Genomic DNA, 13,394 nt, shown 5'->3' with positions numbered 1-13,394 from the left:
GGCCCTCGATGCCCGGACGATCAGAGGAAGATAAAGAGCGAAAGAAGCGCGAAAGCCTGACGGCTTTCGTGCGCGCCGAAGCGGCTGCCCTCGGCTTCGAGCTCTGTCGCGTCACCCGGCCGGACACCATTCCCGAAGCGAAGGCGCGGCTTGGTGAATTCGTCGATGCCGGACGTCACGGCACGATGGAATGGATGGCCGAGACGCTGGAGAGGCGCGGCGATCCGCGCACGCTCTGGAGCGATGTGCGCTCGATCGTGGTTTTCGGGCTGAACTACGGCCCGGACGAGGATCCGCGCGGCATCCTTGCCAAGCCGGACAAGGCTGCGATCTCCGTCTACGCACGCAACCGCGATTATCACGACGTCATCAAGGGCCGTCTCAAGGAGATCGCGACGCGCTTTGCGGCACGGTCGGGTGCCGATGTGAAAGTCTTCGTCGATACCGCACCGGTGATGGAGAAGCCGCTCGCCGCCGCTGCCGGGCTTGGCTGGCAGGGCAAGCATACGAACCTCGTCAGCCGCACACATGGATCCTGGCTGTTTCTCGGCTCGATGTTCACCACCGCCGACCTCGATATCGACGCGGCGGAGAGCGATCACTGTGGCTCCTGCCGAGCCTGTCTCGATGCCTGTCCGACCGATGCCTTTCCGGCGCCCTATCAAATCGATGCGCGGCGCTGCATTTCCTATCTGACGATCGAGCACAAGGGGCCGATCGCTGCCGAATTCCGGCCGCTGATCGGCAACCGCATCTATGGCTGCGACGATTGCCTGGCCGCCTGTCCGTGGAACAAGTTTGCCGCCTCGGCATCCGAGATGAAGCTCCAGGCGCGCGACGACCTGAAGGAACCGTCGATCGCTTTCCTGCTGACGCTGGATGATCCCACATTCCGCACATTCTTCAGCGGCTCTCCAGTCAAGCGGATCGGGCGGGACCGCTTTATCCGCAATGTGCTGATCGCCGCTGGCAATTCAGGGGATCGCGCATTCATCGGCGCCTGCCGCGATCTCAGCGCCGATCCCGCACCCGCCGTTCGCGGCATGGCGATATGGGCGCTGTCGCGGCTGATGAGCGCTGGCGAATTTTCTTCACTTGCGGCAGAAAGGCCCAATGAGGAGGACGCCGATGTCCTCGACGAATGGCGCATGGCGGGAGCAATGGCATGAAACTGGTGATCTTCGGCTGCGGTTACTCCGGAATGGCGATCGCCAAGGCCTTTGCTGCGGCAGGCGCACATGTCTGCGGAACCACGCGCAGCGCCGAGAAACTCGGCCAGCTCACCGCAGCCGGTATCGAAGGCTTCATCTTCGATGGCGAGACGCTGAGCCCCGAGCTGGCAGCGCCCATGCGCGGCGCAACCCATCTCGTGCAATCGATCGCGCCCCGCGAGAGCGGCGATCCGCTCATCAATATCGCCGGTTCAGAGCTCGCGACGCTGCTGCCGGAGCTGCAATGGATCGGCTATCTCTCGACGGTCGGTGTCTATGGCGATCACAAGGGTGCCTGGGTTGGCGAGGATACGGTCTGCGTTCCGGTTTCCGGGCGCTCGAAGGAACGGCTGGAGGCAGAGCAGGCCTGGGCCGATACCGGCGCGGCACTCGGCATCCCCGCAGCGATCCTGCGTCTCTCCGGCATTTACGGGCCGGGACGCAACGCTTTCGTCAATCTGGAGCGCGGGACGGCGCGGCGGCTGATCAAGAAGGATCAGGTCTTCAACCGGATCCGTGTCGAAGATATCGGCGGCTCCTCCTTGTTCCTGTCCAAGGAGAAGCTCGGCGGCATCTATAATGTCACCGACGATCTTCCGGGTCCGCCGCAGGATGTGATCGTCGAGGCGGCCCGCCTGATGGGCGTCGAGCCGCCGCCAGAACAGGCCTTCGAGACGGCCGAACTGACGCCGATGGCACGCTCGTTCTATGGAGAAAACAAGCGGGTCTCCAACGCCAAACTGAAGGCTGCCGGCTTCGCTTTCGCCTTCCCGAACTATCCGATGTCCCTCGCCCAGATGTGGCAGGACGGGCGCTGGAAAACTAACACTTCCGAATTAGCAAAATAACCCTTCAAAGAGCAGAAAATTCCTACTTCCGAATTTTCTCAATCAAAATTTCGCGCCGATTTATGGTTAACGGCCTCTAAATTTGCGCAAATACGGCAACAAATATGGCGGTCCGGCAAAATTATTTTTGTGATTACCGTAACATTCCGTGAGCAGACTCCGACCGCGGAAAAATTGTTCTAATTTTACCTGATTCTATTATCTTTTTTCCATGATTGCGGCAGCAAGACTTTATTGACCTTAACGCCCGCGGAATCACGAATATTACAATCTGTAACATTCCGTGATCGATGGTGGCACTTTTTCGCCACTTTTGGACGGATTCAAGCCCTCACCGCCCCCAAGGCGCAAGTTCAATAGTTGAGGGATACTCCGTTTTGAGGAAAACCAGCCGTTCTCTAATCACTGCCGCGGCAATTGCAGCCTGTTCTTTCATCCTTCCTGCCGAAGGATTTGCTGCAGCTGGATGTGGTGGTGCTTCGTGGTACGCACTGCACTCCAAAACTGCTTCCGGCGAACGTATGAACCCAGCCACCCTGACTGCCGCACACCGCTCTCTGAAATTCGGCACCAAGCTCAAGGTCACCAACCGCAACAATGGCCGTAGCGTCATCGTTCGCGTCAACGATCGCGGTCCGTTCATCCGCGGCCGAGTTCTCGACCTGTCGCGCGCTGCCGCTCAGAACATCGGCATGGTCAGCACCGGCACCGCCAAGGTGTGCTACGAAGTCGTCGCCTCCCGCTAAGGCGTCCATATGCTTGCGCCGTTGAGCGCTTGCTCTTGCCGTCAATCGCGTTTACCACGCGCTTGAGACTTGTGAATTATCCGCTGCATCTGTCTTCCTTCCCGCGGATCGTTCACAAGCCGTTGGCAACAGGAGACTTGTGAATGCGTTTGGGCGGCCGCCTCGAAGGGGCGATTTCGGTTCTTGCTGACATCGAGCAGCGAAAGAGACCTGTCGCCGACGCGCTCAAGGACTGGGGCCTTGCCCACCGCTTTGCCGGATCCGGCGACCGCGCCGCGATCGGCAATATCGTCTACGACGCCCTGCGCATGCGCCTATCGCATGCTTTCCTGATGGATGACGACAGCCCGCTGGCGCTCGCCTATGCCGTCATGCTGCGCCAGTGGGGCTTCACCCTGGAAAGCCTGGCCGCCGAACTTTCCGGCGACAAATTTGCGCCGCCCGAGCTGCCGGCCAACGCCGCCGCAGCCTTTGCCGAGCGCGATCTTGCAGACGCACTTCCCTACATTCAGGGCGATATCCCGGAATGGGTACAGCCCTCCTTCGAGATCGCCTTTGGCGGCAGCTGGCTTGCCGAGGCGCAGGCGCTTGCCACGCGGCCGACGCTCGACCTGCGCGCCAATATCCTCAAGGCCAGCCGCGAAAAGGCCGTGAAGGCGCTGGAGCGCTCGGGAGCGCATGAAGCGAAGATCGCGCGATACGGCATGCGCATACCGGCCGGCGAAGGCGCCTCACGACTTCCAAACGTCACGGCCGAGCTTTCGTTCCAGAAAGGCTGGTTCGAAGTTCAGGACGAAGGATCGCAGATCGTTGCCGATCTGGTGCTGCCGAAGGACGGTGAGCAGGTTCTCGACTATTGTGCTGGTGGTGGCGGCAAGACGCTCGCCATGGCGGCCGCGATGCACAACAAGGGCCAGGTTCACGCCTATGACGCCGACCGCAAGCGGCTGGCGCCGATCATCGAGCGCCTCAAGCGTGCGGGCACGCGCAACGTCCAGGTTCACGACGATGCCAAGGCGCTTGCTGCGCTAACCGACCGCTGTGACAAGGTGCTGGTCGATGCGCCCTGCACCGGCACCGGCACATGGCGCCGCCGCCCGGATACCAAGTGGCGGCTGACGGCCAAGAACCTCGACGAGCGCACCAGCCAGCAGCAGGACGCGCTGACGCAGGCGAGCGCCTTCGTGCGCCCCGGCGGCGAACTGATCTACGTGACCTGCTCGGTCCTGCCGCAAGAGAACGAGGAACAGGTCCGCAAGTTCACGGCCGATCATCCGGAATTTGCGATCGTCAGCGCCCTTCCAGCCTGGAACAGCCTATTCGGCGCCGGCGCGCCGCAGCCACGCTCGTCCGACCAGGCGACGATCACGCTGACACCGGCATCGACCGACACCGACGGCTTCTTTTTCTGCCGGATGCAGCGCAAGGCTTGAGGCATTTTCGCCGCCGATCGCTGGGGTCGATCCGCTTTTTGGAAACGTCAGCGTTTTGGCGTTTCCGGTCCTTAAAACCATTCCAAACTAGAGTGTTTGACACAAGTTTGCTTTTGGGCGATGAGACTCCCGCATTTCAGACGGAAATCCGTCACAGGAGAGGACCATGAAGCTCAACAAGAATGTCTGCGTAGCATTGGCGCTGGCGGTAGCCCCCCTATCCGCCGCACCGGCTTTCGCAGCCGCCCCGAAGGCCGCTGACGTCGTCAAGCATTATGCCGACGTCGGGCATGCGAAATACGAAGACTCGCTGACCACCGCAAAGGCGCTCGACGCCGCCATCGACGCCTTCCTGAAGGCACCGACGGACGAGACGCTGAAGGCCGCCCGCGACGCCTGGATCAAGGCCCGCGTTCCCTACCAGCAGACGGAAGTCTACCGCTTCGGCAACCCGATCGTCGACGACTGGGAAGGCAAGGTCAACGCATGGCCGCTGGACGAAGGCCTGATCGACTATGTCGACGCCTCCTACGGCACCGAGAGCGACGAGAACTCGCTCTACGTCGCCAACGTCATCGCCAACAAGACGATCAAGATCGATGGCAAGGATGTCGACGCTTCCAAGCTGACGCCCGAATTCCTCTCCGGCACGCTGGCTGAAGCAGGCGGCGTCGAAGCCAACGTCGCGACCGGCTACCACGCCATCGAGTTCCTGCTCTGGGGCCAGGACCTGAACGGCACCGGCCCGGGCGCAGGCAATCGCCCGGCAACCGACTACGATCTCAAGAATTGCACGCACGGCAATTGCGACCGCCGCGCCGAATATCTGAAGTCGGCCTCCACGCTGCTCGTTTCCGACCTGCAGGAAATGACCGACAACTGGGCTCCCGGCGGCGCTGCGACCAAGCATGTCGAGGAAAATGCCAAGGCTGGCCTCACCGCCATCCTGACCGGCATGGGTTCGCTCTCCTACGGCGAGCTCGCCGGCGAGCGCATGAAGCTCGGCCTGCTGCTGCACGATCCGGAAGAAGAGCATGATTGCTTCTCCGACAACACCTACAACTCGCACCTCAACGATGCGATCGGCATTGCCGCTGCCTACACGGGTGAATACACCCGCGTCGACGGCACCAAGATGACCGGCCCGTCGCTGCACGACCTCGTCGCCGCCAAGGACAAGAAGCTCGACAAGGAAGTTGCAGGCAAGCTGAAGACGACCCTCGACGCCATGCACGCGATGGCCAAGCGCGGCGAGACGGTCGAGAAGTACGACCAGATGATCGGCGAAGGCAACAAGGAAGGCAACGCTGTCGTCCAGGCCGCCATCGACGGCCTCGTCGATCAGACCAAGTCGATCCAGCGCGTTATTGCCGCACTCGACCTCGGCAAGGTTGAGCTTGAAGGTTCGGACAGCCTGGATAATCCTAACGCTGTCTTCAAATAAGCAATAAAGGCGGGCCGTCCTGCAGAAGGGCGGCCCGAACTCCGAAATGCCAGATCAACGGGCTCGCCGTCTCTATTTCAGCGTCGCGCTTCTCGCCACGCTTGCCGGTCTTCCCGTCGCGCTTGCCGCCAATTTCGATCTGCCGCTGAAGCGCACCGATCTTTCCGACGCCGACCTGAAGCGGGTCGCCGATGTGACGCGGCCGACGACGGACTTCTCCAAAGCCGAGCCCTACGAGGCGATGCAGGCGGGTGCCGCGACCTCGATCGACCCTGTCACCGAAGACAGTTTCTCGCATATCTCCGCCAATATTCCCTTTGAGGAAGAGCAGAATTTCAAGCTCGGCAACGCGCTGTTCAAGAAGCTCTGGGTGTCCGCGCCCTCCTCCACACAAGCTTCCGACGGCCTCGGGCCGCTGTTCAACGCGCGCTCCTGCATGAGCTGCCACGTCAATGACGGCCGCGGCAAGCCGCCGGAAGGCGGCGTCAGTACCACATCGATGTTCCTGCGGCTGGCCCGTATGCCGAAGACGCCGGACGAGGAAAAGGCGATCGCCGACGCCGAGACCGTGAATTTCCCCGACCCCGTCTACGGTCACCAGCTGCAGGACCTCGCGGTGCCCGGGCTTGCAGCCGAGGGACGGATGAAGATCGGCTATACCGAAAAACCGGTGACGCTTGCCGGCGGCGAAGTCGTGTCGCTACGCGCGCCCAGCTATTCCGTGACCGATCTCGCCTATGGCCCGCTCGACCCGGCGACGACGATCTCTCCGCGCGTCGCACCTGCGATGATCGGCCTAGGACTCATCGAGGCGATCCCGGCTGCCGATATCCTGGCGCATGCAGATCCCGACGATCGCGATGGCGACGGCATATCGGGCAAGGCTGCAATCGTGCGCGATCACCTGACCGGGCAGATTGCGCTCGGCCGCTTCGGCTGGAAAGCGCAGAACGCCACCGTGCGCGATCAAAGCGCCGATGCCTTCTCGAACGATATCGGCATCTCCACCCCCGACCGGCCGGACGCCCACGGCGACTGCACCGATGCCGAGACCAAATGCCGCAAGATGCCGACCGGCGTGCAGAAGCGTCTCGGGAATGAGGAGGCGCCGGGCCCGGTTCTCGATCTCGTGACCTTCTACTCCGCCAATCTGGCGGTTCCTGCCCGGCGCAAGGCGAGCTTTGCCGATACGCTGCGCGGCAAGCAGCTTTTCTACCAGTCCGGCTGCGTCTCCTGCCACGTTCCGAAATTCGTGACACGGCGCGATACGGCTGAAAAAGCGCAGTCTTTTCAGCTGATCTGGCCCTATTCCGATTTCCTGCTGCATGACATGGGCGACGGGCTTGCCGACGGGCAGCAGGTCGGCCTTGCAAGTGGACGTGAATGGCGCACGCCGCCGCTATGGGGTATAGGACTGACCCGGACTGTCAGCGGACACAGCTTTTTCCTCCATGACGGCCGCGCCAGGAATCTCACCGAAGCAATCCTCTGGCACGGCGGCGAAGCAGAAAAAGCCCGCGATGCATTCTCCTCTCTGCCGAAAGACGATAGAGAGGCCCTGATCAGATTCCTGGAGTCCCTGTAATGCGCCTTTGGCAACCTCTCGTTCTCTCGCTTGCCCTTGCCGGTCAGGCTGCCGCCCAGACGGCGCCGGCGCCCTCGGGCCTCAACGAAGACGCGGTGCCGCAGGTTATGGCGCGCGCCGTCGACGAGGTGATCCGGCCTGGCTACCGCAACATGCAGCAGTCCGCCGCCCGCCTGACGACGGCGATGAAGGACCTCTGCGCCGACGGCACGCAGCAGACGCTCGACAAGGCGAAATCGACCTTCGACGACACGATCCGCTACTGGTCGAATATCGAGATCGTCCAGACCGGGCCGGTCATTCACGACAACCTCTTCGAACACATCCTGTTCTTCCCAGATCGCAAGGGCGTCGGCCTGAAGCAGGTTCAGGCGCTGATCGCCAAGGCCGATCCGCAGGACGCCACGGTCGACGCGATCGCCGGCAAGAGCGTCGCGCTGCAGGGCCTGACGGCGCTGGAATATGTGCTCTACGGCAATGGTTCCGACGACCTGACCAAGCAAAAGAACGGCTTCCGCTGCCAGTATGGCGCGGCTGTTGCCGGAAACATCCAGCGCGAGGCCGGCGAAGTCGTCGCCGCCTGGGAAAAGCCAGATGGCGTCCAGGCGAGCTGGAAGCATCCCGGTCCTGACAGCGAAGACTTCATGGACAACAAGGAAGCCGTGACGGCTCTCCTTGGCATCCTCGTTCACGGCGCCGAGACGGTTCGCGACCAGCGGCTCGAGCAGTTCTACAAAGGCAAGGATGCGGCTCCGCGCCCGCGCATGGCGATCTACTGGCGTTCGAAGAACACCTGGAAGTCGATGGCAGCCAATATCGAAGGGCTGCGCACGCTCTGGCAGAAGGCCGGTATGGCCGAACTGCTGCCCGCCGACAAGAAGCCGATAGCCGATGCGATCGAGGCCAACTTCAAGACGCTGCTCGATACCGTGCCGAAGCTCAATCCCGATATCGATGTCGCGACCAGCGATGCCGAAAGGGCCAAGCTCGATGCGTTTCTGGCGACCAGCCGCGACCTGATCACCAAGATCAGCGACGATTACGGCGGCGCGATCGGTCTCTCGGCCGGCTTTTCTTTCTCCGACGGGGACTGAGCCCGATGTGGCGCAGCGCGGCGATCGACCGGCGCGGCTTCGTCAAGGCCGCGGGCGTGACCTTCCTGGCCGCCCTGCAGCCGCGCAGCCTTTTCGCGCTCGAGCGCGCCGACGCCGTCTATGCCTCCGGCATCCGTGCGGCGGATGGCTCCTTTGCCGTTGCCACCGTCACCGAGCGTGGCGAGATCATCGATCAGGTCGAGCTCCCTGCCCGCGCCCATGGCATGGCCTTCAGCAAGGCGACCGGCAAGACCGTGGCCTTCGCCCGCCGCCCGGGCACCTATGCGATGATCTTCGATCCCTGGAACAAGGGCGAACCCATCGTCATCACCTCGATTGAGGGGCGGCATTTCTACGGGCATGGGAGTTTCTCGCCCGATGGCCGCATCCTCTATGCCAGCGAGAACGATTTCGACAGCAATCGCGGCATGATCGGCCTCTATGACGCCACCAATCGCTTCGCCCGGATCGGCGAATACGAGACTTTCGGCGTCGGCCCCCATGACATGACCGTTTCCGATGACGGACGGATGCTGATCGTTGCCAATGGCGGCATCGAGACCCATCCGGATTTCGGCCGCACCAAGCTCAATCTCGACGCCATGCAGCCATCCCTTGCGCTGATCGACGCGGCGACCGGCGCGCTGATCGAGAAGCGGACGCTGCCGCAGCAATGGGCGCAGGTCTCCACCCGCCATGTCGATCTCGATGCAGATGGCCGCGTCTGGTTTGCCTGCCAGTATGAGGGATCGCGGCGCGACCTGCCGCCGCTCGTCGGGCATTTTTCCAAGGGCGAGGATCTGACCCTCATCGACCTGCCGGAGGAGACGACGCGCCGCCTCGGCAACTATGTCGGCGCCATCGCCGTCAATCGCGCCGACCGGCTGATCGGCATCACCTCGCCGAAGGGGCTGTCGGTGACGATCGATGCCCGCACCGGCCGGATGGTCTCCGAGGATGCCCTGCCCGAGGCCGCCGGGGTCGCACCGGCCGCACATGGTTTTGCCGTCTCCTCCTATGACGGCGAATTCCTCTCGGCCCGCAGCGATGTGGCATGGGATCAACACATCGTGCGAATTGCGCGCCAGCGCGCCTAAGGGCGCTGGACCCCCGAATATGCCGCCCTAGCTCCGCGGCATGAGCAAAGCCCTCACCTATCTCGTCTTCATTGCCGTCTCGCTCGGAGGCGGGCTGTTGATCGGCACCAACAATCTTCCCGGCGAATGGTACCAGTCGCTGGCCAAGCCGGCCTTCAATCCGCCGAACTGGGTTTTCGGACCGGTCTGGTCGATCCTCTACATCCTGATTGGCATTGCCGGCGCACGAACCTGGATGCGTGGCCATCTTTCGGCGGCGATGCTGATCTGGGCGGTGCAGATGGTTTTCAACTTTCTCTGGTCACCCTTCTTCTTCGGCGCCGAAATGCCGCTTGCAGCCCTCTTTATCATCATCCTGCTGCTGGCATTGGTCATCGCCTTCATCGCTAACCGATGGCAGGCGGACTGTCTCTCGGCCGCGCTTTTCCTGCCCTATGCCGTCTGGGTCGGCTTTGCGACAGTTCTCAACGCCTCGATCGCCTACCTGAACTGAATTGCCTTCCGCCATCCTTGTCGAATCCGGCGCGCCATGCCACTTTCGCCGCTCGAAGGGGACAAGGTATGAGCGTCGGCAATAGCGGAGACTTCCGCGAACGGATCAGGCAGAGCTTCTCGCGCCAGGCGGCGATGGAGACGATCGGGGCGGAATTGACGCGCGTCGAGCACGGCGTCGTCGAGATCGAGCTGCCGTTCGACGTGAAGCTGACGCAGCAGCATGGCATCCTGCATGCGGGCATCATCTCCGCCGCGCTCGACAGCGCCTGCGGTTTTGCCGCCTACACGATGATCGACGCGGATGCCTCGATCCTCACAATCGAATTCAAGGTCAACCTGATGTCTCCCGGCCGGGGCGATCGTTTCCTGTTCCGGGGAGAGATCACCAAGCCCGGCAGCAACATCATTGTCGCGGACGGCCGCGGCTACGCGATCGGCGACGGCCCCGCGAAACTGATTGCATCGATGACGGGCACGATGATGGTCGTGCGAGGAAGAGAGGGAATTACCGGATGAAGTTCGAGCTGAAATCCGTTGCCGGAAAATCGATCCTGTTCGTGATGGCAGCGGAGGCTGAATACGGCCCGTTCCTCAAGTCCCGCTTCGAACCACTGATGACCGGTATCGGCCCGGTCGAGGCCGCGATTGCGATGACGAAGACGCTGGCTAGGCTCGACGCGACCGACGATCTGCCGCAGCTCGTCGTCTCCCTCGGCTCGGCCGGTTCGGCTAAGCTCGAGCAGACCGAAGTCTATCAGGTCTCGTCCGTCTCCTACCGCGATATGGATGCCTCGCCGCTCGGTTTCGAGAAGGGCAAGACGCCGTTCCTCGATCTGCCGGCGACGCTCGACCTGCCGCTGCGCATTCCCGGCATTCCCGAGGCGACGCTTTCGACCGGCGGCAACGTGATCTCCGGTGCTGCCTATGTCGAGATAGCCGCCGACATGGTCGACATGGAGACCTTCGCGATCCTGCGCGCCTGTCAGGGATATCAGCTGCCGCTGATCGGGCTGCGCGGCATTTCCGACGGCGTCGAGGAGCTGCAGCATATTTCCGGCTGGACCGAGTATCTTCATGTCGTCGACCGCAAGCTTTCCTATGCCGTGGACAGCCTGTTTACGGCGCTGGAAGACGGCGTATTCTGGTTCTGAAAGCCTTGCAGGCAGGGACAATCGGGACAATAAAATCCGCCACGCCCCGATTTCCCGCATTGCAAGAACGGGTGCTTTTCATTAAAGGCTCGCCATGACCCAGACAGCACATCCCGACAGCGTTCTCATCGTCGATTTCGGCAGCCAGGTAACCCAGCTGATCGCGCGCCGCGTGCGCGAAGCGGGGGTCTACTGCGAGATCGTTCCCTTCCAATCTGCCGAAGAGGGCTTCAAGCGCCTCCAGCCGAAAGCCGTGATCCTGTCCGGCAGCCCGGCCTCGACGGTCGATGAGGGATCGCCCCGCGCGCCGCAGATCATCTTCGACAGCGGCCTGCCGGTGTTCGGTATCTGCTACGGTCAACAGACGATGTGCATGCAGCTCGGCGGCAAGGTCGAGAGCGGCCATCACCGCGAATTCGGCCGTGCCTTCCTTGAGGTCGATGAAGACAGCAAGCTGTTCGAAGGCCTCTGGTCGAAGGGTTCGCGCCATCAGGTCTGGATGAGCCACGGCGACCGCGTCACGGCTCTGCCTGAGGGCTTCAAGGTCGTGGCGACATCGCCGAACGCCCCTTACGCCTTCATCGCCGACGAGAAGCGCAAATATTACGGCGTGCAGTTCCACCCGGAAGTGGTGCACACGCCCGATGGCGCCAAGCTGATCGGCAACTTCATTCACAACATCGCCGGCATCAAGGGCGACTGGTCGATGTCGGCCTACCGCCAGAAGGCGGTCGACGAGATCCGCAAGCAGGTCGGCGACAAGCGCGTCCTCTGCGCGCTCTCGGGCGGCGTCGACAGCTCGGTTGCGGCCCTGCTGATCCACGAGGCCATCGGCGACAAGCTCACCTGCGTGCTCGTCGATCACGGCCTGATGCGCAAGGACGAGGCGGCCAATGTCGTCGCCATGTTCCGCGAACACTACAATCTGCACCTGATCCATGTCGATGCCTCCGACAAGTTCATCGGCGAACTCGAAGGCGTTTCCGACCCGGAGACCAAGCGCAAGATCATCGGCCGCCTGTTCATCGAGACCTTCGAGGAAGAGGCCAAGAAGCTCGGCGGCGCCGACTTCCTCGGCCAGGGCACGCTTTACCCTGATGTCATCGAAAGCGTTTCCTTCACCGGCGGCCCGTCGGTGACGATCAAGTCGCACCACAATGTCGGCGGTCTGCCGGAGCGCATGAACATGCAGCTCGTCGAGCCGCTGCGCGAACTCTTCAAGGACGAAGTACGCGTACTCGGCAAGGAGCTCGGCCTGCCCGATAGCTTCATCGGCCGCCACCCCTTCCCGGGTCCGGGTCTCGCGATCCGTTGCCCGGGCGGCATCACCCGCGAAAAGCTGGAGATTCTGCGCGAAGCCGATGCCATTTATCTCGACGAAATCCGCAAGGCCGGCCTCTACGACGCGATCTGGCAGGCATTCGCCGTGCTACTGCCGGTCCAGACCGTCGGCGTCATGGGCGACGGCCGCACCTACGAATTCGTCTGCGCGCTGCGCGCCGTCACCTCGGTCGACGGCATGACGGCGGATTTCTACCACTACGACATGGAATTCCTCGGCCGCGCCGCGACCCGCATCATCAACGAAGTCCGCGGCATCAACCGCGTGGTCTACGACGTGACGAGCAAGCCGCCCGGCACGATCGAGTGGGAGTGATCCTCACTCCCACGGCCTAGAAGCCAAGCGACTGCTGGGCCGGCTCGGGCGGGCCCAGGTTGACGCCTTCGAGCTCCAGCATCCTTAACTTCGAATTCGACCCGCCAGGGGCCGAAAAGCCGCCGATCTTGCCGCCGGCGGCGAGGACGCGGTGGCAGGGGATGATCAGGGCGACCGGGTTCTTGGCCATGGCCTGGCCGACGTCGCGGGCCGCTTCCGGGCCGCGGCCGAGCTCCCTGGCGAGCGTGCCATAGGTCGTCGTCCGGCCCCAGCCGACGCGGCGGGCGGCGGCATAGATTTCCCGGAAGAACTCGTCCTGATTGGACAGATCCACCACCACATCCGAGAAGTCCACGGTCTCTCCGGCGAAGTAGCGTTTGACGGACTCGATCGTCGCTGCGACCGCGGCCGGCGGATCGGCGCTCACGCCTGACGATAGGCGTCTTAGCAAGAGCTGCTCGGTCGAGCTTTCAGTCTTTGTCGGCAGCTGGAAGCGGGTGATTCCGGCCGCATTCCAGGCGATGCCGCAATAGCCGCCAGCGGTCTTGAATATGCAGTAGTGATGCGTTGCCTCGCTCATGACGCAACCTCCATGATTGACTGTTCTCAAGATCGTATGCGCACGGCGGTGCT

At 62.6% G+C, this 13,394-nt stretch carries 13 protein-coding genes; 12 read left to right on the top strand and 1 reads right to left on the bottom strand.

The features are described 5' to 3' along the window. Positions 1 to 8: 8 nt before the first annotated feature. The 12 genes from queG (at position 9) to guaA (ending at position 12,761) form a co-directional block, all read left to right on the top strand. Positions 9 to 1,169: a tRNA epoxyqueuosine(34) reductase QueG gene (gene queG / locus ACEN84_RS10450; RefSeq protein WP_413710810.1), complete on the top strand. Its 1,161-nt coding sequence runs from the start codon at positions 9 to 11 to the stop codon at positions 1,167 to 1,169. Continuing rightward, positions 1,166 to 2,059 carry an SDR family oxidoreductase gene (locus tag ACEN84_RS10445; RefSeq protein WP_413710809.1) on the top strand — a complete coding sequence of 298 codons (894 nt, stop codon included), beginning with the start codon at positions 1,166 to 1,168 and terminating at the stop codon, positions 2,057 to 2,059. Before queG ends, ACEN84_RS10445 begins: the two co-directional genes overlap by 4 nt. Before the next feature lie 377 nt (positions 2,060 to 2,436). After that, positions 2,437 to 2,805, top strand: a complete 369-nt coding sequence (locus ACEN84_RS10440) for a septal ring lytic transglycosylase RlpA family protein (protein WP_162708644.1) — start codon at positions 2,437 to 2,439, stop codon at positions 2,803 to 2,805. A gap of 143 nt (positions 2,806 to 2,948) precedes the next feature. Next, a complete protein-coding gene (locus ACEN84_RS10435; RefSeq protein WP_413710808.1) occupies positions 2,949 to 4,238 on the top strand; it encodes an RsmB/NOP family class I SAM-dependent RNA methyltransferase in 1,290 nt (429 codons plus the stop codon). A gap of 166 nt (positions 4,239 to 4,404) precedes the next feature. Further along, on the top strand, positions 4,405 to 5,682 hold the full coding sequence (locus ACEN84_RS10430; RefSeq protein WP_112713894.1) for an imelysin family protein: 1,278 nt from the start codon (positions 4,405 to 4,407) through the stop codon (positions 5,680 to 5,682). Positions 5,683 to 5,728: 46 nt separating this feature from the next. After that, a complete protein-coding gene (locus tag ACEN84_RS10425) occupies positions 5,729 to 7,267 on the top strand; it encodes a di-heme oxidoredictase family protein (protein WP_413710807.1) in 1,539 nt (512 codons plus the stop codon). Further along, the gene (locus ACEN84_RS10420) at positions 7,267 to 8,361 is read left to right on the top strand and encodes an imelysin family protein (protein ID WP_130279273.1); all 1,095 of its coding nucleotides are present in this window, start codon (positions 7,267 to 7,269) and stop codon (positions 8,359 to 8,361) included. Before ACEN84_RS10425 ends, ACEN84_RS10420 begins: the two co-directional genes overlap by 1 nt. Positions 8,362 to 8,366: 5 nt before the next feature. Beyond that, positions 8,367 to 9,458 carry a DUF1513 domain-containing protein gene (locus tag ACEN84_RS10415; RefSeq protein WP_413710806.1) on the top strand — a complete coding sequence of 364 codons (1,092 nt, stop codon included), beginning with the start codon at positions 8,367 to 8,369 and terminating at the stop codon, positions 9,456 to 9,458. Between the two features lie 40 nt (positions 9,459 to 9,498). Then, positions 9,499 to 9,951, top strand: a complete 453-nt coding sequence (locus ACEN84_RS10410; protein WP_413710805.1) for a TspO/MBR family protein — start codon at positions 9,499 to 9,501, stop codon at positions 9,949 to 9,951. Positions 9,952 to 10,019: 68 nt separating this feature from the next. Then, the gene (locus tag ACEN84_RS10405; protein WP_112713905.1) at positions 10,020 to 10,469 is read left to right on the top strand and encodes a PaaI family thioesterase; all 450 of its coding nucleotides are present in this window, start codon (positions 10,020 to 10,022) and stop codon (positions 10,467 to 10,469) included. Beyond that, entirely contained in the window at positions 10,466 to 11,104 is a 639-nt protein-coding gene (locus ACEN84_RS10400; RefSeq protein WP_413710804.1) for a 5'-methylthioadenosine/S-adenosylhomocysteine nucleosidase, read from the top strand. Before ACEN84_RS10405 ends, ACEN84_RS10400 begins: the two co-directional genes overlap by 4 nt. 94 nt (positions 11,105 to 11,198) lie before the next feature. After that, positions 11,199 to 12,761, top strand: a complete 1,563-nt coding sequence (guaA, locus tag ACEN84_RS10395; protein WP_130279277.1) for a glutamine-hydrolyzing GMP synthase — start codon at positions 11,199 to 11,201, stop codon at positions 12,759 to 12,761. 16 nt (positions 12,762 to 12,777) lie between these two features. Here guaA and ACEN84_RS10390 read toward each other — a convergent pair whose 3' ends face one another. Then, entirely contained in the window at positions 12,778 to 13,341 is a 564-nt protein-coding gene (locus tag ACEN84_RS10390; protein WP_413710803.1) for a methylated-DNA--[protein]-cysteine S-methyltransferase, read from the bottom strand. Positions 13,342 to 13,394 lie beyond the last annotated feature (53 nt).

The organism is Rhizobium sp. Rhizsp82 (assembly GCF_047325115.1).
Lineage (GTDB): Bacteria > Pseudomonadota > Alphaproteobacteria > Rhizobiales > Rhizobiaceae > Rhizobium.
Note: the sequence above shows the minus strand (reverse complement) of the source record. Positions and strands in the feature narration are given on the sequence as shown.